This is a genomic window from Bradyrhizobium xenonodulans (assembly GCF_027594865.1).
Lineage (GTDB): Bacteria > Pseudomonadota > Alphaproteobacteria > Rhizobiales > Xanthobacteraceae > Bradyrhizobium > Bradyrhizobium xenonodulans.
This window is the reverse complement of the sequence record NZ_CP089391.1, coordinates 2,983,453-3,009,201: the sequence shown is the minus strand read 5'-3', so window position 1 is coordinate 3,009,201 and position 25,749 is coordinate 2,983,453. Positions and strand designations below refer to the sequence as shown.

Sequence of the window (25,749 nt, the reverse complement as noted above, 5' to 3'; positions counted from 1 at the left end):
ACTCTAACCGTCGCTTGATCGTCTCGCCAATCTAGTCAGATCGCCGTGAGGAAACGTGGTGTTTTGACTCAGCGACAAGAGGGGTCAAAGCAGCAATCAACTCGCGAGCTTTCGCCGTCGGCGAGTGATTCTCCTTAACATAGGTCTGACATCGTCGAGTGAGCGCGTTGTATTCATTCGCGTCCATGCCCCAGAATGACTTCACGGATTTTGTAAGTGCCAACTCATCCTCGGCCGATGCGCCAAGGGTATGACGCATGATGATCGCGTCCGGATCGACTTGCCGGCGCGTCACGACGGGCGTGCCCACGGCAAAAGCCTCGAGGAACACGTTCGAAAAGCCCTCGAAATCAGATGTGCAGAGAAGCGCCGTCGCTTCTGACAGGAATCGTTGAACGTCTGCCCGCCGGATATAGCCAATCAGCTCCACGTTCGGCAGATGACGCAGGCCATCCACGGCGTCCAGCGTCGCTTGATCAACAACTCGGTCTGGCATCCCTGCCACGCGGAATGTGACGGTCGGCAGTTCCTGGGCGATCCGGAAAAGCAATGGCAGGTTCTTTCCATAGCGGAAAACGCCAAGCCAGGCGACGTATTTTCGTTCTGAGCGAGGCAACGGTGCGGTCGCGTCCTCTGTTACGACAACGGCATTATGAACGATGTGAACAGGCTTGCTTGGAAACAGCGCTGCCAATTTTTCGCGCTGATACTCATTTTGACAGAGAAATGCGGTTGTTCGGCTCCGAGCCCAAGAATACGCCAGCCATTCATAAGATCGAAGACCGATCTTGCATCGCTCATCGACGTCCTTGTCGTTGACGACACGGTGAACGAAGGGAATCCCGAGTTGGCCCGCGACGAACGCCATGATTGCGGTATGAACCCCACACACGCCTTGGATCATGATATCTGGACGATAAGCGCGCGCGGCTTCCAATATTTTTGGGATGTATGAGTAGAAGTACTTCGCGACGCGCACACCGTGCGCCGGATCATAGGTTTCGATAAGCTTGATTTGCTGGCCCGAACCAACATGGGCCAAGGCACCCTTCCAGGTAAGGAGAGCGGCGTCGTGACCCGCGCTGTCAAGCGCGCGAAGCCATATCGACAGTTGGACAGCCCAGCCGCCGATCGGATGGTCATCATCCTTCAGGAGATAGGGAATGGAAAAATCTATCGAGAGGATTCGCACCTGACACCCCGAGCCTAATCGGACCGCAATATCGACATGGCGCCTAAGCTCACACCCCGGCACCATAGTATTTTGAACCCGTCCGCGGCTCGACCCTTCCGGATTACCCATTTTCGATCACAGGAGAAGCCCGGACCAGCAGACCGCCAAATGCGCTAAGCGCTAACTGGCAGGTCAACCGGAATGGAGGAGCTTTGGATCGCCGAGCCAGGGAAGTGGTTCTTCGCCGAGCGGCGCCACAGGTCGCGCCGAGTCGCGTGTTCACCAAGGAACACGATCGGGCGGCCACGCTGAGCGCCCTCGGGAATGCAGTCCGTTCACGCGATCGAATAGGTTGAATGTCGCCGGCGCAGCCATATCTCCAACAAGGAAGCTAAAGCATCCTTTGATTGGTGCGATCATCTCGCAATAAATCTCGCACTTGTGACGACTGGGCGTTGAGAGCGAGCAGCTTCGGTTTGCCGCTCGCATTGCGGTCCTCCGCGTCAGCCGGCAACACGATATCCTCAATCTCGCTGCCGTCCCGCATCCTGGCCATGATCTCGAATTTGTTCGCCTCGCTAAGCCGGAACACCGTGCCGTTATTGTTACCGTCTGCGTGCGTTCGGTTCACAATCAGGAACGAACCGGCGCCCCTTAGCCGATCCTTGAGATTGTCCACGGCGCGGCGCAACTGCGCCTCGTCGAAATAGCCACGATTGAGAAGATTTGCCACGCGGATCGCGTCGAAACGGCCGCGTAGATGCTCCGGGTTCGGCGCCAGTATATCGTCCTCGGCAAAACTCAGCCGGGCGTAGTCGCGCGCATCCGGGTTCACCAGCAGGACGTCCTTCCCCCCTCGCCTCCCATTGGTCAACAGCAATAGCGTGTTTGCAAACGCGTTGAGCGCGGCGATTAGGAAACCGGCACCTCTGAACAAATCCCGCGGCCCATCCAAGGACCATCGTACCGGACGATTGCCGAGAATGTGTTGAATCACCTTGCCGTCGCGATCGAGAAGTACCTCATATCTCGGCAATAGGCGCACGAGGCTTCCGCGCAAGCACAGGTCCGTCGCGAGAATTTCCGCATCGATGCCAGCGCGGGCTAGAGCATCCGCCCATTCGAGCGAGGAAATCCCCGAGGACGCGCCTACGTCCATGATCTCGCGCGGCTTACGGTCGAGTTTCTGCCACTCGCCGATAACCAGCGTATTGAGATCATCGAGCCGATGGTGGTCGGTCGTCTTGAAGGTGCCGTTGCGCAGACGGATTGAAGCAAAGAATGCCGCCTCCTGCTCTTGCGTAAACGTATCACCTGCTGTCGAAAAACTCCTTGCACTGAAACTCACGCCGGCCTCCAAAATCTCGCAATGTGCCGTGAAACAATGCCAAGGTGTTTTGCTCGCGCATCGTCCCTCGATATCCCGAAGGCCGCCTCCCCGACGGGACGAGACGTATTAGCTAGCGCGTTTCCTTCTCTTCGCATCTCGGCAAGTGTTCGATAATACCCTGTCACAAACAAAACAGCAGCATAAGATGCCAACACGGCAGCAGGCCCGAGCATCGCAATAACTGGCGCCGACACTTCCAGCGCGTCGGCCGACAAACGCATTACGATTGCGCACACCGCGGATACGCTCAAGATTATTCCTAGATTCCTCCAATCCTGCACTCTTGCGATCGGAACGCTCATCACTTTTGAAAGCCTTCTAAGGCAGAGCGCGTACGCGACAAAGGTGGCCAACACCGATCCCACGGCTGCGCCGGGCAAGCCGTAAAACCAAACGCCGACCAAGCTGGTTATTACGGCAAAGGGCAAAATTGCGGCTTCATAACGCATGTTGGCTGACCCTTGTCCGAACACGCTCAGCAGCGTGGTAATTTCAGCCGAGATCAACGTCTGAATCAGATAAATGCGCAATACTGGCGATCCGCTCACGTACTCCTTTGTAAATAGAAGCTCGATGACTTCGTAAGAAAAGGCGAATAATGCCGCAATAGCGGGAAACATAATCGCGCTAATGATCACATTGCCTTGGTTGTTCAGCCGCAATAGCTCTTCGTGGCGGCCAACTGAATGAAGATGGCTCATCTTGGGCAAGAGCAAATTCGCCAATACGCCTCTCAGGACTTCAAAGGGCAAAAGGAGCGTAGTTGCAATTGAAAATATGCCGAACACTCCTGATGAAAACACCGTGGCCACAATCCATTGCTCGGCTTGTTTCCGCATGTTCCAGAGCAAGCCAGCCACGCCAAATGGAAGAGCATAGCGAAGCTGTGTCCGGAATTGCTGCCTATCCAGCGGGAATAGTCGAATGCCGCAATAGCGTCCGATGAAATAAGCCAAAAGCCCGAGTCGGATGCAGGCAGCAAGTGATGCGGCAACCAACACCTCTTCAAGCCGCCGAAAAATTACTGCTGCGGAGATAATGAGCGCGGCCCTAAGCACGGATGTGGCCACGATAGCTTGTGCCTGCCATCGAATTTTCCCTGAGGCGTTGGGCAACACGTCGAGTAACAAGCCCAAATTCGAGGCAAGCAGGAAAACCGCGATCAAGAGCCCATACTGGCGCAGCAGGTCTCTCATGGCCGAGGGTACGGAGCCACCAAAGACAAAAATCAGAACCGACGCAATCATCGTTAGGGCAAGCAAGAACAGCACCGTCTGCCCGACGTAAAGCCGGCGTCCCTCTGAATCCAAACGGACAAAGAAGAAAAGCAGACTGCGAGGCAGATCAAAGGCGAACAATAGAGCCACGGTATTTACAAGTAGCCAGAACAGCCGATACTCACCGAACGCTCCGGGGTCGATGGTTCGCACGAGAACCACCGGCGTCAACAGCATGACAGCCTGTTCGATATAGCGAGCGGCGGAGAGTGCAATGCCTTGACGTGATATTGATGCCATGAAATCCGCAACCTAGACGCTAACGGCGATGGTGCCGGCGAAAACGAAGTTGGCGGGACCGTCGGCCCGCTGCAAGGCTCGTCCGCAAAGAAGGTCTAAACTGGCCGTACTCATTCTGGCACCAAACAACCTAAACACTCACGCGTTGTCGTGACCATCGCCGAGGGCGAAATTCGAGCAAGTGTAAGCAAAAAGGTTGGGAACAAGAAGCACTCGATCAAACTCACAGGTGGCTGAGTGACTACCTAATAGTAAGTACTCCGTAAGGCGCTAATTCTCGAACGCTGCACCTGACATGGCAGTCTTCGTTTCTGCACGCGAGGCTGCCCGGCGCTGTTGCGTCGCTATCAAAGCGTGGCGTGTATGTCGTACCAACCGGACAAGGCGCCAGTCGCCTTCGCCCGCCGCCACCGCGATAGACTCTCATCCGCAGAGTACCACTTGCCGTCACTCTCCCAGGGTCCGGGTCCGGAACTGTGTCCGGAGACGAAAAAACGCCCGGCGCGCCTGATTTGGCGGCAGTCGGCATGGCCGAGCTCTCGCACGAAGCGCTGTATGATCCGGTCGTAGAGACAGTCCTGTTTGGCGAGCTCGCGGAATGACGTCTGACTGACGATCTTGAACTTGCCGAAACCGACTTTTTTCGCGTAATCGACCAATTCTTCGACGTCGTCTCCGACTTCGAATGACAGGTATTCTGGGCGGTTCTCCGAATTGAGGGCGAGCACGCATATCCGATCCGCCCCTTCGATATCGACCTTGACATAGAACGGCGCACCATAACGGGAGAGCAGGTTCTGCATTGTCATGCTAGGCACCGTGACTGAACCGATCGGGCGCTTCTGCGCCACCCGGTCGCTGAACACGGAACTCGAGCCCAGGTCGCTGCCGCTCAGCAGCAGCTCAACGGGATCGCGGCTCGTCGAGATCGCTGCATTGACGCATATCATTTGTCCCGACGCGATCTCGGCAGCGAACGTTTCGGTGGCGCGTTGCGCCAGTGCGGGATTGGCCTCCACCGCGACTACCCGATATCCGGACTGCAGGTAGTACGCGCTGTCCGCTCCGTCGTACATGCCGATATCGAAAACCGTACGCATCTGTGTTTCTCCGTTCCAAATCGTCGTCTGGGACACCCTGCTCCTCATGTCGACGCCTTTGCACCAGGACGCGGCGTTCCATCGTAATCCAGGTTCAGGCCTCTTCACCTTGCCCATTGGGTCTAATCCGGTTTAAAGTTCGCTCTGGCCAGAGGCAAGGACCAGAGCGACCTTTTTGCAACGCCATGCCGAACAACGCATCCTTGAAGTATATCTTGGGAAGAAATGGTGACGCCCCGTGGTGTCGTGCAGCCGCCTCGGCGCCTAGGTTCTGACGCTCGATAAGCCGACAAAGCGGCTGCATTCCGCCGCACGGGTGCCGACTTGGTGTCGACAGGCCCTCCCCCGGCAAAGCCGCGCGGTGTCACGTGAAAGGGTGCCAGCCGCCTCGTGCGGAACTCACAATGAGCGCAAAAGCGCATCCAAATCGCCCGCAACCTTGCTCCAAGTGTAGTGCTCTAACACGACCCTTCGAGCACTCTCGATTATAGAGAGCCGAAGGCGTTCATCTTCGATGAGTAATTTGATTGCAACCGCTATCTTCTCGGGTTCATCAGCTCGCATGTAGTCGATGCCTTCCCGTGCCATGCTAACGGCTTCAATTCCTAGCCCGGTTGAAACGACAGCCAACCCCATGGCAAACGCCTCAAGCACTTTATTCTTCAATCCACTGCCAATTCGCATGGGATTCACCATGACGGGGTATTCATCCAGGACTGAGCAAATATCGTCGACGAACCCCGTGAGGCGAATACCGTGGTCTCGCTTTGCCGCCTCTACAAGCCAACGCTCCGCATCCTTGCCGACCACGCACCATTCAATTCCGGCGGGTGCCAAGTAAGGGCGATAGACATTCTCGTAGAAGAAACGAACGGCGTCGCTATTCGGCTTGAAGGAAAGATTTCCCCAAAAGGCCACCCCCCTGCGTTTAGCGACAACACCATTTGCGTCAAATGTCTCCGCAAATTCGGTCGAAACTCCGTTCGGTATTGTGCTGATGTTTGAACTTTTACCGGACAATCTACAAACTGTATGAGAATCCGCATCATTGATTGTCGTTACATGATTGAACCAATGAGGCAAACACGCTTCCGCCCTGGCAAGGCGCGCGTGCATCAAATGCGATTTTAGACGTGTTTTCAGTTGAAGGGGCCACGGTGGTAGAAATTGTACTTCCCTGGTCAACGTTAGAACTTCACTGTCCATGAGATCGAACAGTATCTTCTTGTTGCTCGAAAACGGCCTGACGAACTCCGCCAGAAAGAGGCTAAAGACAATTATATGGCTGATACTGTTCTGTTCACAAATGTCAGCTATGGCATTGGTAACCTCTGAAAAGTGATGCGGGTAGGAAAGCGAATAGTAGTTTGAATCATTTCGACGGAAGTGCCTCTTCAGCGAGGGCCTTGTTGCAGGGAGACTTGGCGCGTCGTTCATCTCTTTAAAGACATCGGCCAAACCGACTATGCGGTCATTGAACTTATCGAGCGAACTGAGATTGACCGTCAAAAGGTACAGCTCATGCCGCTTCGCTAGCTCACGGCACAGGTGCCACACACGAAGATCATGGCCGTTACGCAGATTAGCGAGCCGTTTATGGGTGATCACGAGGATGCGCATCATGAGAACTCATTGACTGTCGATTGAGCGGCATCACGATGCTCGCTGACCAGACCTTTGGCTCGGCCTGCTTTGACCGACGCCCGGCTGGCTCGTTGAAGCAACGGGAGGCGCGCTCCCCCAGTGTATCGCAGCGTTTCGCTCGCCGCGACAACTCTCGTCCTCTCCTAGCCGAGGATGGCACTGCGCGTGGTCCCCACCCTGTCGCTTCCGGACGCCTTCGTGTTGCGACCACGCCGGCGCTGGCCGTCGACCTTCACCCTGAACCCGTGAGACGTACCGGCGTAACGTTTGCTGATGCTTCAGATTGATGATCGGGTCGAACCGCGTCCGGCAGCGGTCGCTCAGTCCTGCCCTCCTCCACGCTTAGACGCTGTTCCAGCCTGCTCGCGCGGATGCGTCCATCAAAGAGGTCGCGCAGCACGGCGACAATGATGCCAAGAAGCAGTCCGCCACCGAGCGCTATTCCAAGCACGTTTCTAGGTCTTGGCCAGCTCGCCCTCAAAGGAGGCAACGCTCCGGTGACGAGACTCGCCTCAAAAACGGGCGATGATTGTTGTTGCGTCGCTTCTGTCTTACGCAGCACGCGGCGAAAATTATCATAGGCGCTTCTTGTCGTTTCCGCAGCGGCGACCAATTCGTCGATGGTCGCAGCTGAGTCCGCGGGCTCTTTCGGATTCTTACGATAATCCGCCAATGCCGTTTGGGCAGCTAATGCTCGAGCGCTCAATTCGTTCAGTCGATCCTTAACCCATCTCTCGTCCTGCAGGCTGGCCGTGTCCAATTGACGGGTAATGTATTTTTCCGCAACGGCGTTTAGGATCTGCGCCGCTCGATCAGGATCTCTGGACTCGAAGGTAATCTCCACAAGATACGTAGGGCCGACACGCTTGGCCGAGAGTCTGCGTTCGAACCGTTCCACGGCGTACCGCACGGCGCTAGCTTCCGTCTCCGGCTTGGTCCATCCGAGCAGCCGGGATATCGTGCCGCTACTTTGGCCAGTCGCAAATTCCGGGTCTTGAGCAAGGCCGAGCTTCTCGATCACGGCGCTAGCGATGGCCTCGGACTTCATGATTCCGATCTGGCTTTCCACGACCGTCGACGTCGCCGCGGCGTCTACAAGGTTGCCTTTCGAGTTTACGATCAATAGGGCCTTGGCGGTGAACGTCGGTACCGCGGTAATGAGGTAAAGTACGGCAACGCAAAGCGCCGCGAGACCTGTCAGCGATATGATCGGTACATGGCGTCGTATGAATGCCAGCACGGCCAGGACTTCCGCCAGCGACACTACCGGCTCTGGACGATATTCAGGCCGCCTATCGTCGCGATTTGTCCAACTATCGGTCCTGCTTTTTTGCAACATTTTCCTATCAGCCTGATGGTGTACGCTCAAACACGCGTGACAAGTCGCGTGGCTTCCAACTTACGCAGCACGTGGCGAAATTATCATAGGCATCCCTGGACGATTCCGCAGCGGCTAACGATCCACACGAAAGGCCGATTGGTAGGAGGTGCGCAGCAGACGCAAAGGCGTCAATAGGCATTCCAATACGCCTTTCTTGAAAGAAGGGTCATGACCATGATCTTGAGATCGAGAAGAATTGACCAGTTGTCGATATAGTACAGGTCGTGCTCCACACGCCGCTGCATCTTCTCGAGGGTATCGGTGTCGCCACGGTGGCCGTTGACCTGCGCCCAGCCGGTAATGCCCGGCTTGACGTTGTGTCGACGGGAGAACGACAAAATGAGCTCAGCGAACACGTCGTTTTGCGAGGTCGCGTGTGGACGGGGCCCGACGAGCGACATGTCACCCGCCAGGACATTGAACAGCTGCGGAAGCTCATCGATATTAGTACGGCGCAAGAAATGTCCCAGACGAGTCACTCGTGGATCGTGTTTGACGACAGGTTTGAAGTTGTCACCGTCCTCCATCACCGTCATCGTTCGGAATTTCAGGACACGAATGCACTCGTTATTGTAGCCGTGCCGCGTCTGACGGAACAGCACCGGCCCGCGGGAGTCTAGCTTGATCGCGAGCGGAACGATGACGAAAAGGGGACTAGCGATAATGAGGCCAGCAATTGCAGCGGCAATGTCGAATGCTCGCTTGATTGCGCGGTTGAAAGGAGTGAGCGGGCATTGGAAGATCCGCATTGTCACGATGTTGCCGAACTGAGTGATCCGCGACACGGCCATGAGGTCGATGGATCCAACGGGGACGACGTGAACGTCGACCGGCAGGTCCGATAGAGCGCCGGCAAGCGCGAGAGCAGTCGGAACATCCCGCTCCGACGTCAAAATGACAATGTCGTCCGCACGGAGGGGCCGGCAATTTGCGACCAGTTGGCGAGTATCGGATTGCACCTCGACCGCGGTGGGACGGGCCACGACTGAGGTGCCAGCGCGAGCCGCCGGAAAGTCGAACGAACGGATGGTCCGAATTCCGGTGGCACCTGCTCGAGCGGAAAATTGGGAGCAGTGCGTCGGGTCCCCTACGAGTATGATGCGCCGGGCGTCGATCAACCCTGATGCAATCGCAGGCTGAAGCAGCGAGAACCATATTGCCCGTGTGCAGAGCACCGTAAATAGGACGCTCACGGACTGCGCGACAATGGTCGCACGCGAGTAGCCTTCTGAGATTTTCAGAAGGAATATCGTCGCGATGAAGAAGGAGAACACGAAGAAGACGCTGCTGGCGCCGCTCCATAGAAATACGTGCCGGGGCTGTGTCTGAATCCGGGAATATTGCCGGAGCCCCAGGGAAGCAAGCAACTGCAATGTGGCGATCAGAAGCGATTCCTGCACGTACTTGGGGGCGTCAGGCGAGTCCTGCATGATCAAATGATAAAGGACGGCTGCGGAATACGCCGCCACGGCTACTAGTAAGAATTCCGTACTCGCTGCCAAGGCTAATAGGGCGACCAACCGGCGCCTTCCAACGCCCGCTGGGATCGCGCTTCCGGCATCGATGGAACGTGCCGGAGGCTTGATCGAGGCGGGCCAATTGGAAAAGGACGCATAAGTCATAGTACTCAGCCACCCAACCAATTACTTCAATTTCCAAAGTCAGTACCATTCCGACCACTGGGTGAAAATTGCCTATAAATGGGTACCGGGAGGAGTACCTACGATGGTCGATTGAGCTGCGCCGCTCCGGGACTAAATTGTCGGCACTAGAAGACGGATCAAACGATCATGGCGAAGACCGCACTGAACGTTTCATCGCCATTGAGGAATTAGAACGGTGAGTTTGCGGTCGTCCGTCGGCGGTTCTTCGACAGCAGCGATGTCGGCGCGCTGCTGTCGGCGGACGGACTTGAAGGATTTCACCGGATGACGAAGGATTTCACCGGATGAGCAGGTTGGTGCAGAGAGTAGCCGTCTTATCGCACTCGATGTTGCACAATCGTTTCCCTATCGATGTGTTTGGCCGCAACCTGGGCCGCTGCATCAAATGGGGCTTGGTGGCCTTCGGCCTGACGGCTCCTGTCACTCAAGCAAACGCTGAATATCGAATCGGCGTCGGAGACGTCCTAGAGATCGGGGTGGCGGGCGTGCCGGAGCTACGGCATCGCGCTCCAGTCCAAATGGACGGGAGTATTTCGTTGCCACTGGTCGGAATGCTTCCAGTAGCCGGACTGCCCTTGCCGCAAATCCGAGCCCAAATCGGCGCCGCACTGGCAAGCAAGGTGTTTCGACAGAGGTCTGCGGATGGTCGCGAGTCCGTGATCGTGATCGACGCGGGTGAGGTCACGACGATCGTGGCGGAGTACAGGCCGGTCTACATCAACGGCGATGTGTCGAAGCCGGGCGAGTACCCTTATCGTCTCGCCACCACCGTACGCCAACTCGTCGCCGTGGCGGCAGGCTACGACATCATGCGCAACAGAATGAGCGACCCGTATCTTGAGTCGATAACCCTGAGAAGCGAGTATGGTTCGCTCTGGACAGAGCTGGCCAAAGAACAAGCACGTATGTGGCGCATCAAGACCGAACTTGGAGAGGGAGCCCAGATCAGTTCAGGCGCTCTGATGGACGCGCCCTTAGCTCGATCGGCGATCTCGGACATCGTTAATGCAGAAACGGAATATCTGAAGACCAAGCAGAGTGATTATCAGCAGGAAAAGACGTACCTCCAGCGCGGAATTCGACAGGGAGACGACGAGGTCCGCGTGCTGTCAGAGCAGCAGAAGAAGGATGAAGAGGGACTTCAGGCAGATCTTGACGATCTGCAGAAAACGACCGACCTCTTCAGCAAGGGCTCCTTGATCAGCCCTCGCGTCACGGATGCGCGTCGCGCCGTACTGCTGTCAGCGACCCGGAAGCTGCAAACCTCCGCACAACTGCTGCAGGTCAAGAAGCAGCAGGACGAGTTCGTCAGGAAGCTGGCGAAACTAGATGATCAGCGGAGGCTCGACCTGCTCCGTGAGCTGCAAGATACCAGCGTAAAACTCAATCAGATTCGCGAGAAGCTGCAGAGCGTCGGCGAGAAGCTTCAATACACTGCCATGGTTCGATCACAACTGGTGCGAGGAGCCGGCAACAACGCGGAGATTGCCATCATCAGGAAGAGCGATACGGGGCCGGAACGGATCATCGCAAGCGAAGATACCGAACTGCAGCCGGGTGACGCCGTCGAAGTCAGCCTACAATACCAGGACGGTCCTGTCGTCCCTGCCCGAAGGCTAAGCAGTTCGGATATTCCGTCAGGAACAAGTCGGACCGATGCGACCGCAGGCGAGTCGGTGCGCGTCGGGCAGAAGTAACGAGCGCCATTCCAATTCCCCAACGAGAGATAGCCGTCGCCTGGTCAGGTCGGCGACCAGGTACGCCGACCGCGCAAGCACGAGGGATATCTTGTAACCGTCGCAAACAGTCGATCTGTCCCGTCGCCGGGGGTATTTTTCGCAGTGCTGGAGTCGAGGCGATATAGAACGTGGTGAAGATCCTAGTAGCGGGCGGCGCCGGCTATATCGGAAGCCACACCTGCAAGGTATTGGCGCGCCATGGGTTCGAGCCGGTTGTCTACGACAACCTGTCCCGCGGAAATCGTTGCACCGCGAAATACGGCATATTCGAATTGGGTGACATCGGTGACGCCGCTCGGGTTCGCTCGGTGCTCGAAAAGTATCGTCCATCGGCACTGATGCATTTCGCCGGCTATGCCTATGTTGGCGAATCTGTCGCAAACCCCTTGCTCTATTATCGCAACAACATCGGCGAAACCGCCTCGCTGCTTCAGTCTCTGATCGGTTTCGCGCCAACGCCGGTGGTGTTCTCCTCAAGCTGCGCCACCTATGGCGCAGCCGATCAGATCCCGATCTCGGAGGATCATCCACAACGACCAATCAATCCTTGCGGCTACTCGACCCTTGTTGTCGAGCGGATGCTTAGAGATCTCGATGCGTCTCACAATCTTCGTTCGGTCTCGCTCCGCTACTTCAATGCTGCGGGCGCCGATCCCGAAGCGGAAATCGGCGAAGCTCACGAGCCGGAAACCCATTTGATCCCATTGGTCCTCGCAGCCGCCCGTGACGGCACCGCGATCGAGATGTTCGGGAACGATTACGACACGGCTGACGGAACTTGCATCCGCGATTACGTACATGTGCTTGATATCGCTGACGCGCATGTGAGGGCACTCAAGTATCTCATCGAAGGCGGAGCCACTTGCGCGGTCAACCTGCCCAATGAGCGGGGTTACTCGATACTGGAAGTCGTCTCGACAGCTGAGCGGGTTACGGGCAAATCAATCCAGGTCAAGCTCGTGCCGAGACGGCCTGGCGATCCCGCAGTCCTGATCGGCGCAAGAAAAGGCACGAACCCTCTTCGGCTGGAAGTCAGATCGGTCTTACCTGGAGGTTCAGATCCGCCACGCTTGGAACTGGATGATGCGACAATCGTGAGCGCTCGATGGCCGGTCCCGGGGCGAGCGCCGCCGCCCGCGGCCAAATCCGTCAGAGGTAGCTCGTAAAGCCCAAATCTCCGCGCCTCACGGGCGCGACTTGCAAGTAATGTGATTGCGCATTGCACCGAGGCTGGTTGAGCGAAAGCGGAAGGTGTCCGAGATGATCTTAGTGACCGGAGGTGCCGGCTACATTGGGTCTCACGTCTGTATAGCATTGCTCGATGCCGGGCTCGATGTCGTCGCGCTCGATAATCTCTGCAACAGCAACCAATCCTCGCTCGAGCGGGTGCAGTCCGTCTGCGGACGTTCGCTCGTCTTTCGGAACGCGGATATCCGCAATGAAGAGGTGGTCTACGACCTCATTCGTACCTGCGGAGTGACTGCGGTCATTCACCTCGCGGGACTGAAGGCCGTCGGCGATTCCAACGTATGGCCCATGAGTTACTACGAGAACAACGTTCTGGGAACGATGCGGCTCGTGTCGGCCATGAACAGGGCGGAGGTCAAGACCCTCGTCTTCAGCTCATCCGCGACGGTCTACGGTGTACCTCGATATCTTCCGCTCGACGAAAAGCATCCGCTCGGCCCGACCAATCCATACGGCCGCACAAAGCTCGTCATCGAAGAGATGCTGAAGGACCTCTGCAGGTCCGACGAGGGTTGGCGGATCGGCAATCTGCGCTACTTCAATCCGGTTGGCGCGCACGAAAGCGGGCTCGTCGGGGAAGACCCGCTGGGCGTTCCCAGCAACCTCTTACCGTTTGTGGCGCAGGTGGCGATTGGACGGCGGGAGAAGCTGCAGATCTGGGGAAACGACTATGACACGCCTGATGGCACCGGAATCCGCGACTTCATTCATGTGGTCGATCTCGCATCCGGGCATTTGAGTGCCTTGCGCCGGCTCAGGCAACCCGGTCTGATCACGGTCAATCTTGGAACGGGCCGCGGCAGCAGCGTTCTGGACATCGTCCGCACGTTTGAATCTGTGTGCGGGCGATCAATTCCCTATGAAATCGGGGAGCGCCGAGCCGGTGATGTCGCCGCCTGCTATGCCGACCCGACGTTTGCGAAGGACACGTTGGGCTGGGCGTCGACGCGAGCGTTGGAACAAATGTGTGCGGACCATTGGCGCTGGCAATTGCAGAACCCCAATGGCTATCAGGGCAGCGGGCTTCCGAAGGTTCGGGAGCGGTCCAGGCATCTTCGTCGTCATGCCTGAGTGCGCGAGTCCGAGGTGTTGGAATGCGCACCGGAGGGTCTGACCGCAAGAGTGGGGTTCGGGGCGAACGGCGGCAGCGTATATGCCGCCCGTGAGAGGTAGCTCGTAATGACCCAAAATCTCCTCACCGCGGAGCAAGGCTGCAGGTAAGATGCCGGCGCGCATGGGGATTTGCGATGCCACACTATCGTGTGTACGTTCTGGACGAGCACGGCAAATTGGGAAGCGTGGTCAACCTTCACTGCCCTGACGACGCGTCCGCAACCAAGCGGGCCGGGCAGTTGGCGGATGGCCACGAGGTTCAGCTTTGGCGACTGGTTGCCGAACTCAAATTCGACGATCCGCAGCACCGATCCAAACGGCGGCGCAGTGTCCGTGCACCAGTGCACTGAGCTCGATTGATGGTGCGCTTCGTCTCGCGTTCAACTCCCGCAGCCCCGGTGCAAGCCATATCAGTACGCTCACTAAGGACGTTGGCGCGTCATCGCGTCGGGATCTTGGCCCAATTGCTTCATCACCCAGCCCGCCGCCGCGGAAAGCGCGAAGCCGACGCAGGCCGAGAACGCATCGACCATAAAATCCTCGAATCTCGCGTGCCGTCCCGGCATCCACAGCTGCGTGATCTCAAGCAGGCCGATCAGGCCGACGGCGAGCGCTGAAGCAGTCAAGCGCCGCTGTGGATAGGCAAGACCGAAGACAATCCCGATCAGAAGGAAGGCGACCGCGTGATCGCCTTGTTGTCCGAGAAAGGGGTGAGGCCGAACGTCCTGAGGTCCGAGCGTTACAATGGTGACAGCGGCCGCGAGCAGCCACGCGATAAGCCGAAGAAGCGCGATGATAGCCACTAAAGGGCCTCGATTGGCAGCCCCGCCCGGGGCTCTTCACTTCCGAGACTCGATTTCGAGAACATGCTCCCTCCCCTCACCGAAAACGGCAGCCTCAATAGTCGCGCCCTTCAGCCGGTATCCTTGCACGCTGCGCCGAGCCGCGAACCTCGAACGATCCATTCGGCTGCAGCGCTCCCAGTTCGAGTCAGATCAACCTGCCAGTTCCACGCTGAGCTGATGGGACTGTAGCAGGGTGTGTTCGTCTGCAACGGCGGTAGGTAGCGGCGTTGTTTGCTCTGGAGCGATCCCGTTGTCTGCTGCGGATATTCTTTCGACCAAGTTTCATGCGCCACCTGAGCGGTATCAGATCAATCGTTACCACTGCTCCTGATATATGAGTGCAGGATTCCTGATGTACATGAACGAAAGGAGAGTACTCCAAAAGGATTGGACACTGAACCACAATCGGGAAGTCGCTCCGTGCAACGACTCGGCGATGCGGGCTTGCGCGCTTGCCCTGGATCAGCACAGCGACGCTCGACATACAATTTCAAATGGCGGTTGATACAGGTTGGTCCTCACATGGAATATCGATCCATGGCCGCTCATAAGCGCTGTTTGTTGGCAACAATAGCCTCCGCCTTTCTCAGGATTGCAGGATTGGGGGCAGCGCAATGGCGGGTCTAGGAAGACGCTACCTGCAGGCGCAGGAACGGACGGCCCCAGGCTCCAGCCGCTGGGGCCGTCTCATTGTTCATGGCTTGGATGACCGGGCACAGTCCGTAGCCTAACCCAAAAGTGGTGGGGAGGGTCCTCCATTCGAGCTATATGACTCGCGTAAAGATGGAGCGCATAATGAGGCATCTGGGGGCATCTGAACGATATCGTATCGCCACGCGACAGGTGATTACAGATGGCTCGCACGGTCATGCTCAACGGGGACGTGAAGATCTCCCTCGCGCGGGGGACGCGGAGAAGATGCGCCCCCCTGTGGATGGCGGTCATGCTCGCTATGATTTGGGCGGCGGAAACGGAGGCTTCCCAGGATCAAGCGCGGCACCTCGCAGACGCGCAACAGGCGACGACCGCGCGCGATTGCGTTTCTGAGGAGTTCAAGACGTTGCTGCCGCGCCCGGGTGGCAGCGACAGATCGATACAGGTTGCGCAAGCGACGACTAGTGACGCTGGGGCCCTGCAGCAGGCTCCGAAACAGCAACGCGACTGGGCAGAGTCGCTGTCGCGCGAATTGGCTTTAGCAAGGCGCGACATAGAGTTACTGCAACATCTCGAGCAGGAGCATGATCGGGTCGAGTCGTTGGTGCAGGCACTTGACGATGCGCGGCGCGAGGTCGAAACGCAAAAGGCCTTGGCGGCGAAGGCCGTCGAGGAAGTTTCCCGATCGAAAGAAGCTTCCCGGCCGAATCAAGCGGTCGAGAGTGGCGCGGCTGAGCTGCAGGCAATCCTGCAGGAGGAGCGCGAGCGATCAGGGCGGCTGGAGCAGGATCTCGCGGCCGCGCGGCGCGATGTCGAAACCCAAACCGCGCTGGCGACGAAATCAGGTGAGGAAATATCCTCGCTGAAGCAGGCGGGAGAGCCCGTCGCTACGGAACTGCAGAAGACGCTGCAGCAAGAGCGTGAACGGTCGGCGCGGCTGGAGCAGGATCTCGCAGCCGCGCGGCGCGATGTCGAAACCCAAACCGCGCTGGCGACGAAATCAGGTGAGGAAATATCCTCGCTGAAGCAGGCGGGAGAGCCCGTCGCTACGGAACTGCAGAAGACGCTGCAGCAAGAGCGTGAACGGTCGGCGCGGCTGGAGCAGGATCTCGCAGCCGCGCGGCGCGATGTCGAAACCCAAACCGCGCTGGCGACGAAATCAGGTGAGGAAATATCCTCGCTGAAGCAGGCGGGAGAGCCCGTCGCTACGGAACTGCAGAAGACGCTGCAGCAAGAGCGTGAACGGTCGGCGCGGCTGGAGCAGGATCTCGCAGCCGCGCGGCGCGATGTCGAAACCCAAACTGCGCTGGCGACGAAATCGGGTGAGGAAGCAGCCTCGCTGAAACAAGCGGGGAATAGCGTCGCTACGGAGTTGCAGAAGACGCTGCACCAGGAGCGCGAACGGTCGGCGTGGCTGGAGCAGGATCTCGCAGCCGCACGGCGCGATGTCGAAGCCAAGGCTACGCTAGCGGCAAACGTGAACGAGGACCTTTCGCAGCGAAGTCGGGCGGCGAAGGCCAGTGCCGAGGACTTGAGGCAATCGTTGCAGAAGGAGCGCGAAAGGGCCGACAAGCTTTCGCAGGATTTCTCCCTGACGCGAAGCGCTATTTATGCGTATCAAGCGCAAACAGCGCTGTTGGCGAAAGCCAGCGAAGGCCCGTCCCTGCCGAAGGCGGCAGCAGGAGGCGATGCGGTGGAGTTGCAGAACTCCCTGCAACAGGAGCGGGATCGGACCGGCCAGCTGGAGCAGGAGCTTGCGGCTACGCGACGAGATATTGGTGTGCAGACGGCGCTGGCTGCAAATGCCAGCGACGAAGTCGCCAGGCTAACGCAAGCAGCAGAGGCTGGCGCCACGGAGCAGAGACGGTCGATGCAGAAAGAGCACGCGAGAGCCGAAGCGCTGGCGCAGGATCTCTCGATGGCACGGAGCATGATTTACGCATACGAGGCTCAAGCGGCCAAAGCCAGCGAGGAAGCAGCACAGCTAAAACAGGCTGAGGCGAACAATTCCGCCTCCTTGGCGCAATCGGAACGCGAGCGCCTGCGGGCTGACCAACTGGCCCGGGATCTCGCGAAAGCAAGCCGCGATCTCGACGCACAGACCGAGCGCGCGTCCAAGGCAACCGAGGAAACCGCTAGGATCAGGCAGGCCGGAGAGCACGACTCGGCCGGACTGCGCAGCTTGTTGCTGCGTGAACGCGAGCGGGCCGAGGGACTGGAAAGGGATCTCGCATCGGCGCATCGAGACAACGGCGCGCTTGCAGCGAAGATTCCCTCCGCTGCGTCTCCTCCGGCTACCACCGGCAAGGCCGCGCGCGAGGAGCCGCTGTCAGCGCCCGCACGGCCAACCCAGAATCGGCCCGTCCAGGACAAACCAGTCCAAGACAAACCAGTCCAAGACAAACCGGCGGCCAGAGACAAGCCAGTCCAAGAGCAGGAGATAGCGGCGCGCAGCCAGGGCGATGCTCAGGCTAATCCTAACGAAGGGGTGCAAGCCGCGAAATTGATTGCGCGCGCGAGCGTACTGCTTGAACAGGGAAACATCGGCGCGGCGCGGATCGTGCTGGAACGTGCCGCTGAGATGGGCAGCGCTCGAGCAAGCTTCGTGCTCGCAGAAACCTACGATCCGCTGATCCTTCCGAATTTCGGAACATATGGAACGCAAGGCGATCCCACTAGAGCGCAAAATCTTTATGCGCGGGCCGAAGCTGGAGGAATCAGGGAAGCGAAGACGCGATTCGAAGCGTTGCGCCGATAGCACGGACTTATGAGGCGATTTTCCCAGCCGACGTGCGCCATCAGGGATCGGAGCGCAGACACGGATGCGGCGTGCGTAGAGGAGTTTGTTGATGAAAAGAATCATAGAATTGCACCGGCTGCTGTTGCTCGTGGCGCTCGCATCATTGCTCCTGGCCATTCAACCCCGGGCGGATGCGCGGCCGCAAGACATTCGGCCTCACAAGGTCCGTCTGGTACGGCCCGAGCCGCCGCAGCCAAGGCCTGAGGTGACCTCTATGAACGCCTGGACGATCGGCTTGGCCGGAGGTCTCCTCGAGGGCGCGCCGATCCGCCTGGCGGCGGAGATCGCGCGTGTGGTCGACGATGGGGATAACCTCCATGTCCTGCCGGTGGTCACCCGCGGGGCCACTGAAAACGTGAACTCCCTGCTCTATTTGCGGGGCATCGATGCGGCAATCATCAACTCCGACGCGCTCGAGGAGTACAAGAGCCAGGTGCCGGACATCCAGCGACGAATTGCGTATGTCCTGAATCTATTCCCGTCCGAGCTACATATCTTCGTTCGGCCGGAGATTCAGAGCTTGAGCGATCTCGCCGGCAAGAGGGTCAATTTCAATACGCAGGGTACCGCAGCGGCCTATTCGGGGCCGCTGATCTTCAGCCGCCTCAATCTCGAGGTCGAGAAGACGTTCATTCCGCACCAGGTCGCGCTTGAGCAGATGCGCAAGGGCGAGATAGCAGCCGTTGTCTTCATTACGTCGAAGCCGGTGGATGCCTTCGTGCGAGGGCGCTGGGAGCCGGGATTCAAGTTCCTGCCCCTCCCCTACGACGGCAGGTTCGAGGACTACTATCTTCCCGCTGCCCTCGGTGAAGCCGACTATCCTGGTCTGATCAAACCAGGCGAACGGGTTTCAACGATCGCCGTGCCGACCGCTCTGGTCGCCTTCAACTGGCCGACCAAGTCAAATCGCTCCGAGCGCGTCTCACGCTTCATCGACCACCTGTTCTCCCGGATCGACAGATTGCAGGCGCCCGGTTTCGATCCGAAGTGGAAATCCATCAACCTCGCCGCGACAGTTCCGGGTCTTACGCGCGTCCCAGCGGCTCAGGCGTGGCTGGATCGCCAACCCCGCGCAACGCAAGCATCGCAATGACACGCGCCGTGATCCTTCTTCTTATTGCATTCGGGGGTACAGGCGGCATGGCGTTGGCCCAGGATCCCATGACGCAGCTCCGTTCCTGCCTTCAGAAGGAACACGCGGAACGCCTGGCGTGTCTGAATAAATTGACGCGTACCGTCGCACCTCAGCATCGCCTGACGCGCGATGACGACTGGATCGTCAGCCAGACGACCTCTCCAATCGACTACTCACCGATCGCGACCGCTACGACATCTTCGCGCAACGGGACCGGCGAGTCCGTGATGCAGTTATCCATTCGCTGTCGCGGCGGTCGGACGGAGTTGGTGCTCGCGGGACCCGGCATCTCTCGCGGAGGCGGTGATGATACAATTTTCTATCGCGTCAATGATAATCCGGCGGTGCAGGTCGCAGCAGCCGTGCCGGCATTCGGTCCTGGCGTCGCGTTTGCCGGGGACGTTGTTCGATTGGTGCAGTCGCTTCCGGACAGCGGAGACCTTATTGTCCTCTTCTCACCACGGGGCGGGGCGGCCCATGACGGAGCGTTCTCCCTCGCCGGGCTGGACGCGACGCGAGCAAAAATGGCCACGACGTGCAAATGGCCGCGTGCGATCGCGACACCAAATCATTGACGGCATGCAAATGATCTTCTTCGATGGAGGCGTATAATGACCAGGTTTCATCACTTCGCCAAAGCGGTCGCGATGGGCGCGATCGCCGTTCTGGTTTCCACATCCTTTGCGGCAGCGGAACAGGGCGGAAAATACTGGACGCCGGCAGACGGGCAACCTGTCCTGCATAGAGCGAGCCACGCCAAGCAGCACAGGGTGAAGCAGACAACGGCGACGCGAAAGCAGTCCGCGTTTGCCCGTATGGACGATCCGGCCGCGACGAAGAAGAACGAACATCACCTGATCCTGCAGGTGAATACCAACGATACCGCGGCGATGAATCTCGCGCTCAACAACGCAACCAACGTGGCACAATATTACAAAGACGCTGGCGAGAAGGTGAAGATCGAGGTTGTCACGTTCGGGCCCGGCCTGCACATGCTGCGTGAAGACACATCGCCGGTAAAGCCGCGGATCGAGGAGATGGCCCTGAGCACGCCTGAGGTTTCGTTCAAAGCCTGCGGCAACACCCAGGAGAAAATGCACAAGGCCGAGAATAAGGACATACCGATTGTTCGGCAGGCGGAGGTCGTAAAGTCGGGCGTCGTGCGCGTGATGGAATTGCAAGAGATGGGCTGGACCTACGTCAAGCCGTAAGCCGGAGGGCCGGCCATCCGTTTCCAAAAGAGCGAACAACATCCAGGCGGGGCGCGAGGGCGAGCCGTTCCGAAGACATTGGAGTTCACTACGGACCGACTTCGCAATTGATCAGTATCGAGACACCGAAATTGATTTCGTTGCCGAGGGAGCTTGCGAAATTAGAGAGAATTCTGTCCTAGGCGCTGGGCTGTGGTTGCTTCCTCAGCGCCAATGTTGAAGAGCTCGTTGACTGACGCCCAATTGAATATGCCCCTCGTCCAATGTGCACGTTCGTTCACCGTGCCACGGGCTTTCGAGTTCGAGCAGAATTAGGTCATTCGCTGCCGGGGACACGATGTCGGGATCGGCCGAAATCGAGCTCAAGTTTCCACCGGGCTCCCGAATTCAGGTAAAGCCAACCGCCGGTCCTCGCTTGGCTGGAAAGACCGGGACCGTGATTGGCGCCGGATACTACACCAAGAGTCTCCGCGTGATCTTGGACGGATCGAAGGGCCCCATCACTCTTCATATGATGTACCTGGCGATGATCGACAATTGAATGGGCCGCATCCACGGCCCACTTGCAAGCAGGAGAGATTATCGTCAGCGAACGACACGCCCGGAGGTACCTCAGAGGTATAGGCGGCGTCTCATCCCGAGTCAGGCCGCTTTTTGGGCCGATTTCAGCCATCTGTTGTTGATTGTTCATTGCTCGGGGCAGGATCCTTCAACCCGGAGCCTGCGATGCTCAAGCAAATTGTTTTTGCGTATTGCTTGGTTGTAGTCACCTCGCTCAATTCGGAAGCACGGCCATATCGAATAGAACGCGCCACCGAATGCAATGTCACCATGCCGTGCGATTTCTCATACTACTCGCAAGCCTTGAAGCAGCGAACGGAGTTGCGGCACTCGCTGCGGACACACCGGTTAGAGCAGCCCGCCGCGCTCGATACTCTCATTAGCCAACGAGTCGTTGGCGGCCGCCCCGCGGGTTGTCCCTTTGCGTTCTGCGGTTGCGGCGCCGCCCTGCGTGTGTTTGGTCGTATCGTGCCGGAATTGAACCTCGCGGCAAATTGGCTGCGATTTCCCCGTACATCGCCGGCACCAGGGATGGTCGCGGCAAGGCGCGGGCACGTTTTCGTCCTGGAGCAGCATGTCGGGGGCGACGTTTGGATGGCATACGACGCCAACTCAGGTGGACACGCAACGAGAATGCACGCGCGTTCATTGAGAGGGTACACAGTTGTGAATCCGCGCGGTACGCAGATTTGAATACGGTCTTTCAAATCGATGACACACCTGCCTAGCACCGGATGCTTCCGCCGGGACCGAGCGAAGGCACGTTCTCACGGCTAAGTCGCTCCGATTAGCTTGGTCGATATACCTCGCAGGCTCAACGCCCACGTCGGTTCGCGGGCGACTTGGCTAGTGATGCTGGCGGCTCATCGGCGGCCGCCAGCCAGGAGACACGCCGAGTGCCCCCGCCCTCGAGATAGGTATTGCCCGGCGAGACCGTGTTGACGCGAATGCCCTTGCCGGCGAGCTGATTGGCGAGCCCCTGGGTGTAGTGGATGATCGCAGCCTTGAAGATGCCGTAAGGACCCGCGGCGAAATCGACCTCGCGCCCGGAGACGCTGGAGATGGTGACGATTGCGCCGGCCGCGCTCTTCTCCATACGGCATGGCCGCGTTCATGCTGCGCAGGACGCTCTCGGCATGGACCGCAGACAGCGACGCAAGCATCAGGCACAACGCAACGACAAGCCGCTTCATACGCAAAGATCCTGTCTAGCCCGAGGCGCGCGTCTCCGCCGCACCCGCAAAGTCCAGCACGGGCGCGGCTGCGAGCAGCGCCTTGGTGTAATCATGCTGGGGGTGATCGAAGACGTCGTCACGCGAGCCCTGCTCGACGATCTTGCCGCTTTGCATCACCACGACGCGGTCGGCGACCTGCTCGACGGCCGCGAGATCATGGCTAATGAACAGGCAGGCAAAGCCGTATTGCGCCTGGAGCCGCTCGAACAGTTTCAGCACCTGCGCCTGGATGGTCATGTCGAGCGCCGAGACCGGCTCGTCCGCCACGACGAAGGCCGGCGCGCGCACGATGGCGCGCGCGATCGCGATCCGCTGCCGCTGCCCGCCGGACAATTCATGCGGCCAGCGCTTGCGGAGACCGGTCAGCCCGACCTCCTCCAGCATCGCCTCGACGCGCCTGTCGCGCTCGCCTGCCGTCAACCCAGGCACATGGCGCAGCGGCTCGGCGACGATCTCGCCGAGGCGCATGCGCGGATCGAGCGAGGAGTAAGGATCCTGGAATACGAGCTGCGAGGCGAGACGGAAGTCACGATCGATCGTCGCCGTGACGTCCCTGCCCCGGAACCTGATCTCGCCACGCGACGTCGGAATCAGCCGCAGCATGGCCCGGCCAAGCGTGGTCTTGCCGGAGCCGCTGCCGCCGACGACGGCAACCGTCTCGCCCGCGGCGATGTCGAGATCGACGCCATTGACGGCGGAGACGCCGGTATCACGGCGGAACAGCCGCTGCCGCCCGGCAAAGCCGACCTTGAGATCACGCACGCTGACGAGCGGCTCACCGCCCTGTCGCGCCTTGGTCGTGGCACCGCGCCGCGGCAGGGCCTCGACCAGACGCCTGGTATAGGCCTCGCGCGGCGAGAACAGGATCTGCCGCGTCGTACCCGTTTCGACCATCTTGCCCTGGCGCAGCACCAGTGCGCGCTGCGCGTAGCGCGAGACGAGGCCAAGATTGTGGGTGATCAGCATCACCGACGTACCGTGGTCGCGCGCCAGCCCAACCATGAGGTCGAGCACCTCGCGCTGGGTCAGGGTATCCAGCGCCGTGGTCGGCTCGTCCGCGATCAGCAGTTTCGGCTTCAGCAGCATCACCGAGGCCAGCATGATCCGCTGGCGCATGCCGCCGGAGAATTCGTGCGGATAGGCATCAAAGGTCCGTTCGGGATCGCGGATCTGCACCCGCTCCAGCATGTCGAGACAGCGACGCTTGATCTCGCGCTTTCCAAGCCGCTCGTGCAGACCGAGCCCTTCCGCCATCTGCGCGCCGACGCTGATGGCGGGATTGAGCGAGACCATCGGCTCCTGGAACACCATCCCGACGATGGGCCCGCGTAGCGTCCGCATCTGGCGCGCGGAGACGTTTGCGAGATCGACACCGTCGAGCACGATGCGGCCGCCTGCTTTCCGCAGTCCGGGCGGCAACAGGCCGAGCACGGCGCGCGCCGCCGCCGTCTTGCCGCTGCCGGATTCGCCGACGACGGCGAGAAACTCGCCGCGCTCGACGGCGAAGGAGATGTCGTCAATGATCACGGCTTTGCTGGCCGAGACTTCGATACGCAGATTTTCGACCGACAGCAGCGTCATCCGTGCGCCATCCTGGGGTCGAGGCGATCGCGCAGGGAATCGCCGAGCAGATTGATGCCGAGCAGTGTCAGCGCGATACAGAGGCCCGGCGCAATCGAGAGCCAGGATGCCGTCTCCATGAACGGACGGCTCGCCGCCAGCATGTTGCCCCAGGTCGGCGCTGGCGGCGGCACGCCGAGGCCGAGGAAGCTCAGCGCGCTTTCGGCCAGCAGCACCCAGCCGAACATGCTGGTCGCGAGCACCGCCAACGGCGCGATCGCATTCGGCATCACGTGGCGGAGCATCGAATAGACCTCGGAGTTTCCGATGACGCGCGAGGCCTCGACATATTCCTTCTCGCGGATCGACAGCACGGTGCCGCGCCCCACGCGGACGACCGAGGGGATGTAGGCGAGACCGAGCGCCAGGATCAGCCCGACCTTGTTGGCGCCGACCACGATCATCACGGCCAGCGCCAGCAGGATGCCAGGGAACGCGAGCAGTGCATCGTTGATCGCCATGATGATACGATCCGCCCAGCCGCGGACGTAACCGGCGGCGCAGCCGATCACCATGCCGGCCGCAACGGCAAGCAGCACGGTGACAAAGGCGATGACGACGCTGGCGCCGGCCCCTACCATGATGCGGCTGAGCACATCACGGCCGAATTCATCCGTGCCGAGCCAGTGCAACGACGATGGCGCCTGAAGCCGTGCCCGCAAATTGATGCGGAGCGGGTCGAACGGCGTCCAGAAGGCGCCAGTGACGGCCGCACCAAGCAGGAGCGCAATCAGGACGCCGCCGATCGCGGTGTTGGCGCGCATCCTCATGCAACCGTCACTCTCGGATCGAACAGCGGATAGCAGAGGTCGACGATGAGGTTGACCAGCACGTAGATCACCGCCGTGAACAACAGGCAGCCCTGCACCACCGGATAGTCCCGCGCGAAGATCGAATCGACGAGCAGCCGCCCGAGACCGGGCAATGTGAACACGGTCTCGATCACGGCGATCCCGCCGAGCAGATGGCCGAGCACGAGGCCGATCAGCGTCCAGGTCGGTGCAAAGGCGTTCGGCAGCACGTGGCGGGCGAGCACGCGCCATTCCGGCACGCCCTTGGCGCGCGCATGCGTGACATATTCGAGCCTGAGCACCTCGATGGATGCGGCGCGCGCCATGCGCGTGAGCACGCCGATCTCCACCATGGTGAGCGTGGCGATCGGCAGCACGATGAAGGTCGCCGCCTGCCAGACATTTTCGGCGAACGGCACATAGCCGATTACCGGCAGCCATTTCAGCTTGAGCCCGAACAGGAGCAGAAGCAGCAGGCCGAGCCAGAAGCTCGGGATCGACAGCAGCAGCGTAGCGCCGCCGACGACGGAGAGATCGAGCAGGCTGTTCTGCTTCCAGGCAGCGACGAGGCCGGCCGGGACCGCGATGCACGCGGCCGCCGCGACCGCCACCAGCACGATGACGGCGCTGACCTGGAAGCGGTCGAGGATCAGCGGCAGCACCGCGAGGTTGTTGGTGATGGAATGCCCGAAATCGCCGGCCGCCAGCTTGCCGATCCAGTGCATGAACTGCACAGGCATCGGCTGGTCGAGCCCAAGTTGGGCACGAAGCTGCGCCGCCTGCGCGGGATCGGCGGCATCGCCCAGCATCACCTGCACGGGATCGCCGGGGATGAGCCGGACCAGCGCGAAGACCCCGATCGCGACCAGCAGCAGTGTCGGGACAGTCATTGCCAGCCGTCTTGCGAGGTAACCCAACATGACGCCG

At 59.5% G+C, this 25,749-nt stretch carries 19 protein-coding genes and 1 pseudogene; 8 read left to right on the top strand and 12 right to left on the bottom strand.

The genetic code is table 11. From position 1 onward, the window contains the following. Nucleotides 1-31: 31 nt before the first annotated feature. The 7 genes from I3J27_RS13840 to I3J27_RS13810 all read right to left on the bottom strand — a co-directional run bounded on the left by I3J27_RS13840 (nucleotide 32) and on the right by I3J27_RS13810 (nucleotide 9,828). Nucleotides 32-1,192 carry a glycosyltransferase family 4 protein gene (locus I3J27_RS13840; RefSeq protein WP_270170062.1) on the bottom strand — a complete coding sequence of 387 codons (1,161 nt, stop codon included), beginning with the start codon at nucleotides 1,190-1,192 and terminating at the stop codon, nucleotides 32-34. Between the two features lie 373 nt (nucleotides 1,193-1,565). Beyond that, a complete protein-coding gene (locus I3J27_RS13835; RefSeq protein WP_270170060.1) occupies nucleotides 1,566-2,522 on the bottom strand; it encodes a hypothetical protein in 957 nt (318 codons plus the stop codon). After that, nucleotides 2,519-4,081, bottom strand: coding sequence for a lipopolysaccharide biosynthesis protein (locus tag I3J27_RS13830; protein WP_270170058.1), 1,563 nt, complete (start codon nucleotides 4,079-4,081; stop codon nucleotides 2,519-2,521). Before I3J27_RS13830 ends, I3J27_RS13835 begins: the two co-directional genes overlap by 4 nt. Before the next feature lie 347 nt (nucleotides 4,082-4,428). Beyond that, entirely contained in the window at nucleotides 4,429-5,181 is a 753-nt protein-coding gene (locus I3J27_RS13825) for an FkbM family methyltransferase (protein ID WP_270170055.1), read from the bottom strand. 399 nt (nucleotides 5,182-5,580) lie between these two features. Then, nucleotides 5,581-6,804: a glycosyltransferase gene (locus I3J27_RS13820; RefSeq protein ID WP_270170053.1), complete on the bottom strand. Its 1,224-nt coding sequence runs from the start codon at nucleotides 6,802-6,804 to the stop codon at nucleotides 5,581-5,583. 253 nt (nucleotides 6,805-7,057) lie between these two features. Then, nucleotides 7,058-8,089 carry a Wzz/FepE/Etk N-terminal domain-containing protein gene (locus I3J27_RS13815; RefSeq protein ID WP_270170051.1) on the bottom strand — a complete coding sequence of 344 codons (1,032 nt, stop codon included), beginning with the start codon at nucleotides 8,087-8,089 and terminating at the stop codon, nucleotides 7,058-7,060. A 245-nt stretch (nucleotides 8,090-8,334) separates the two neighbouring features. Continuing rightward, nucleotides 8,335-9,828 carry an undecaprenyl-phosphate glucose phosphotransferase gene (locus I3J27_RS13810; RefSeq protein ID WP_270170049.1) on the bottom strand — a complete coding sequence of 498 codons (1,494 nt, stop codon included), beginning with the start codon at nucleotides 9,826-9,828 and terminating at the stop codon, nucleotides 8,335-8,337. Between the two features lie 326 nt (nucleotides 9,829-10,154). Between I3J27_RS13810 and I3J27_RS13805 the strand changes: the two genes are divergently transcribed. From I3J27_RS13805 to galE (I3J27_RS13795), 3 genes are all read left to right on the top strand, one after another. Next, nucleotides 10,155-11,567 (top strand): polysaccharide biosynthesis/export family protein, encoded by a 1,413-nt coding sequence (locus I3J27_RS13805; protein WP_270170047.1) that lies wholly within the window; start codon nucleotides 10,155-10,157, stop codon nucleotides 11,565-11,567. A 170-nt stretch (nucleotides 11,568-11,737) separates the two neighbouring features. After that, entirely contained in the window at nucleotides 11,738-12,775 is a 1,038-nt protein-coding gene (galE, locus tag I3J27_RS13800; RefSeq protein ID WP_270170044.1) for a UDP-glucose 4-epimerase GalE, read from the top strand. 94 nt (nucleotides 12,776-12,869) lie between these two features. Next, entirely contained in the window at nucleotides 12,870-13,928 is a 1,059-nt protein-coding gene (gene galE, locus I3J27_RS13795) for a UDP-glucose 4-epimerase GalE (RefSeq protein ID WP_270172742.1), read from the top strand. 464 nt (nucleotides 13,929-14,392) lie between these two features. On the opposite strand, the gene I3J27_RS13790 is transcribed toward galE (I3J27_RS13795), so the two are convergent. Next, nucleotides 14,393-14,773, bottom strand: a complete 381-nt coding sequence (locus I3J27_RS13790; protein ID WP_370691952.1) for a VanZ family protein — start codon at nucleotides 14,771-14,773, stop codon at nucleotides 14,393-14,395. Nucleotides 14,774-15,758: 985 nt separating this feature from the next. Here I3J27_RS13790 and I3J27_RS13785 point away from each other — a divergent pair. The 5 genes from I3J27_RS13785 (at nucleotide 15,759) to I3J27_RS39185 (ending at nucleotide 21,869) form a co-directional block, all read left to right on the top strand. Next, nucleotides 15,759-18,227 carry a hypothetical protein gene (locus tag I3J27_RS13785; protein WP_270170042.1) on the top strand — a complete coding sequence of 823 codons (2,469 nt, stop codon included), beginning with the start codon at nucleotides 15,759-15,761 and terminating at the stop codon, nucleotides 18,225-18,227. Nucleotides 18,228-18,318: 91 nt separating this feature from the next. Continuing rightward, nucleotides 18,319-19,362, top strand: coding sequence for a TAXI family TRAP transporter solute-binding subunit (locus tag I3J27_RS13780; protein WP_270170040.1), 1,044 nt, complete (start codon nucleotides 18,319-18,321; stop codon nucleotides 19,360-19,362). 8 nt (nucleotides 19,363-19,370) lie between these two features. Next, the gene (locus I3J27_RS13775; RefSeq protein ID WP_270170038.1) at nucleotides 19,371-19,979 is read left to right on the top strand and encodes a hypothetical protein; all 609 of its coding nucleotides are present in this window, start codon (nucleotides 19,371-19,373) and stop codon (nucleotides 19,977-19,979) included. Between the two features lie 36 nt (nucleotides 19,980-20,015). Beyond that, the gene (locus I3J27_RS13770) at nucleotides 20,016-20,615 is read left to right on the top strand and encodes a DsrE family protein (RefSeq protein WP_270170036.1); all 600 of its coding nucleotides are present in this window, start codon (nucleotides 20,016-20,018) and stop codon (nucleotides 20,613-20,615) included. 726 nt (nucleotides 20,616-21,341) lie between these two features. Next, nucleotides 21,342-21,869, top strand: a complete 528-nt coding sequence (locus I3J27_RS39185; RefSeq protein WP_270170034.1) for a hypothetical protein — start codon at nucleotides 21,342-21,344, stop codon at nucleotides 21,867-21,869. Nucleotides 21,870-22,073: 204 nt separating this feature from the next. Here the strand turns inward: I3J27_RS39185 and I3J27_RS13760 are convergent. The 4 genes and pseudogenes from I3J27_RS13760 to I3J27_RS13745 all read right to left on the bottom strand — a co-directional run. Beyond that, nucleotides 22,074-22,300, bottom strand: a pseudogene (locus I3J27_RS13760) (SDR family oxidoreductase); the annotation flags it as partial. A gap of 84 nt (nucleotides 22,301-22,384) precedes the next feature. Next, on the bottom strand, nucleotides 22,385-23,992 hold the full coding sequence (locus I3J27_RS13755; protein ID WP_270170032.1) for an ABC transporter ATP-binding protein: 1,608 nt from the start codon (nucleotides 23,990-23,992) through the stop codon (nucleotides 22,385-22,387). After that, a complete protein-coding gene (locus tag I3J27_RS13750) occupies nucleotides 23,989-24,801 on the bottom strand; it encodes an ABC transporter permease (protein ID WP_270170030.1) in 813 nt (270 codons plus the stop codon). The genes I3J27_RS13755 and I3J27_RS13750 overlap by 4 nt, the downstream gene beginning before the upstream one ends. Next, complete coding sequence (locus I3J27_RS13745; protein ID WP_270170028.1) at nucleotides 24,798-25,742, bottom strand: ABC transporter permease; 945 nt, start codon at nucleotides 25,740-25,742, stop codon at nucleotides 24,798-24,800. The genes I3J27_RS13750 and I3J27_RS13745 overlap by 4 nt, the downstream gene beginning before the upstream one ends. Nucleotides 25,743-25,749 lie beyond the last annotated feature (7 nt).

Coding starts and splice junctions, on each gene's coding strand:
- I3J27_RS13830 (WP_270170058.1), bottom strand. CDS start 4,081: ATGGCATCAATATCACGTCAAGGCATTGCACTCTCCGCCGCTCGCTAT.
- I3J27_RS13825 (WP_270170055.1), bottom strand. CDS start 5,181: ATGCGTACGGTTTTCGATATCGGCATGTACGACGGAGCGGACAGCGCG.
- I3J27_RS13820 (WP_270170053.1), bottom strand. CDS start 6,804: ATGATGCGCATCCTCGTGATCACCCATAAACGGCTCGCTAATCTGCGT.
- I3J27_RS13810 (WP_270170049.1), bottom strand. CDS start 9,828: ATGACTTATGCGTCCTTTTCCAATTGGCCCGCCTCGATCAAGCCTCCG.
- I3J27_RS13805 (WP_270170047.1), top strand. CDS start 10,155: ATGAGCAGGTTGGTGCAGAGAGTAGCCGTCTTATCGCACTCGATGTTG.
- galE (WP_270172742.1), top strand. CDS start 12,870: ATGATCTTAGTGACCGGAGGTGCCGGCTACATTGGGTCTCACGTCTGT.
- I3J27_RS13785 (WP_270170042.1), top strand. CDS start 15,759: ATGCTCGCTATGATTTGGGCGGCGGAAACGGAGGCTTCCCAGGATCAA.
- I3J27_RS13780 (WP_270170040.1), top strand. CDS start 18,319: ATGAAAAGAATCATAGAATTGCACCGGCTGCTGTTGCTCGTGGCGCTC.
- I3J27_RS13770 (WP_270170036.1), top strand. CDS start 20,016: ATGACCAGGTTTCATCACTTCGCCAAAGCGGTCGCGATGGGCGCGATC.
- I3J27_RS39185 (WP_270170034.1), top strand. CDS start 21,342: ATGCTCAAGCAAATTGTTTTTGCGTATTGCTTGGTTGTAGTCACCTCG.
- I3J27_RS13755 (WP_270170032.1), bottom strand. CDS start 23,992: ATGACGCTGCTGTCGGTCGAAAATCTGCGTATCGAAGTCTCGGCCAGC.
- I3J27_RS13750 (WP_270170030.1), bottom strand. CDS start 24,801: ATGAGGATGCGCGCCAACACCGCGATCGGCGGCGTCCTGATTGCGCTC.
- I3J27_RS13745 (WP_270170028.1), bottom strand. CDS start 25,742: ATGTTGGGTTACCTCGCAAGACGGCTGGCAATGACTGTCCCGACACTG.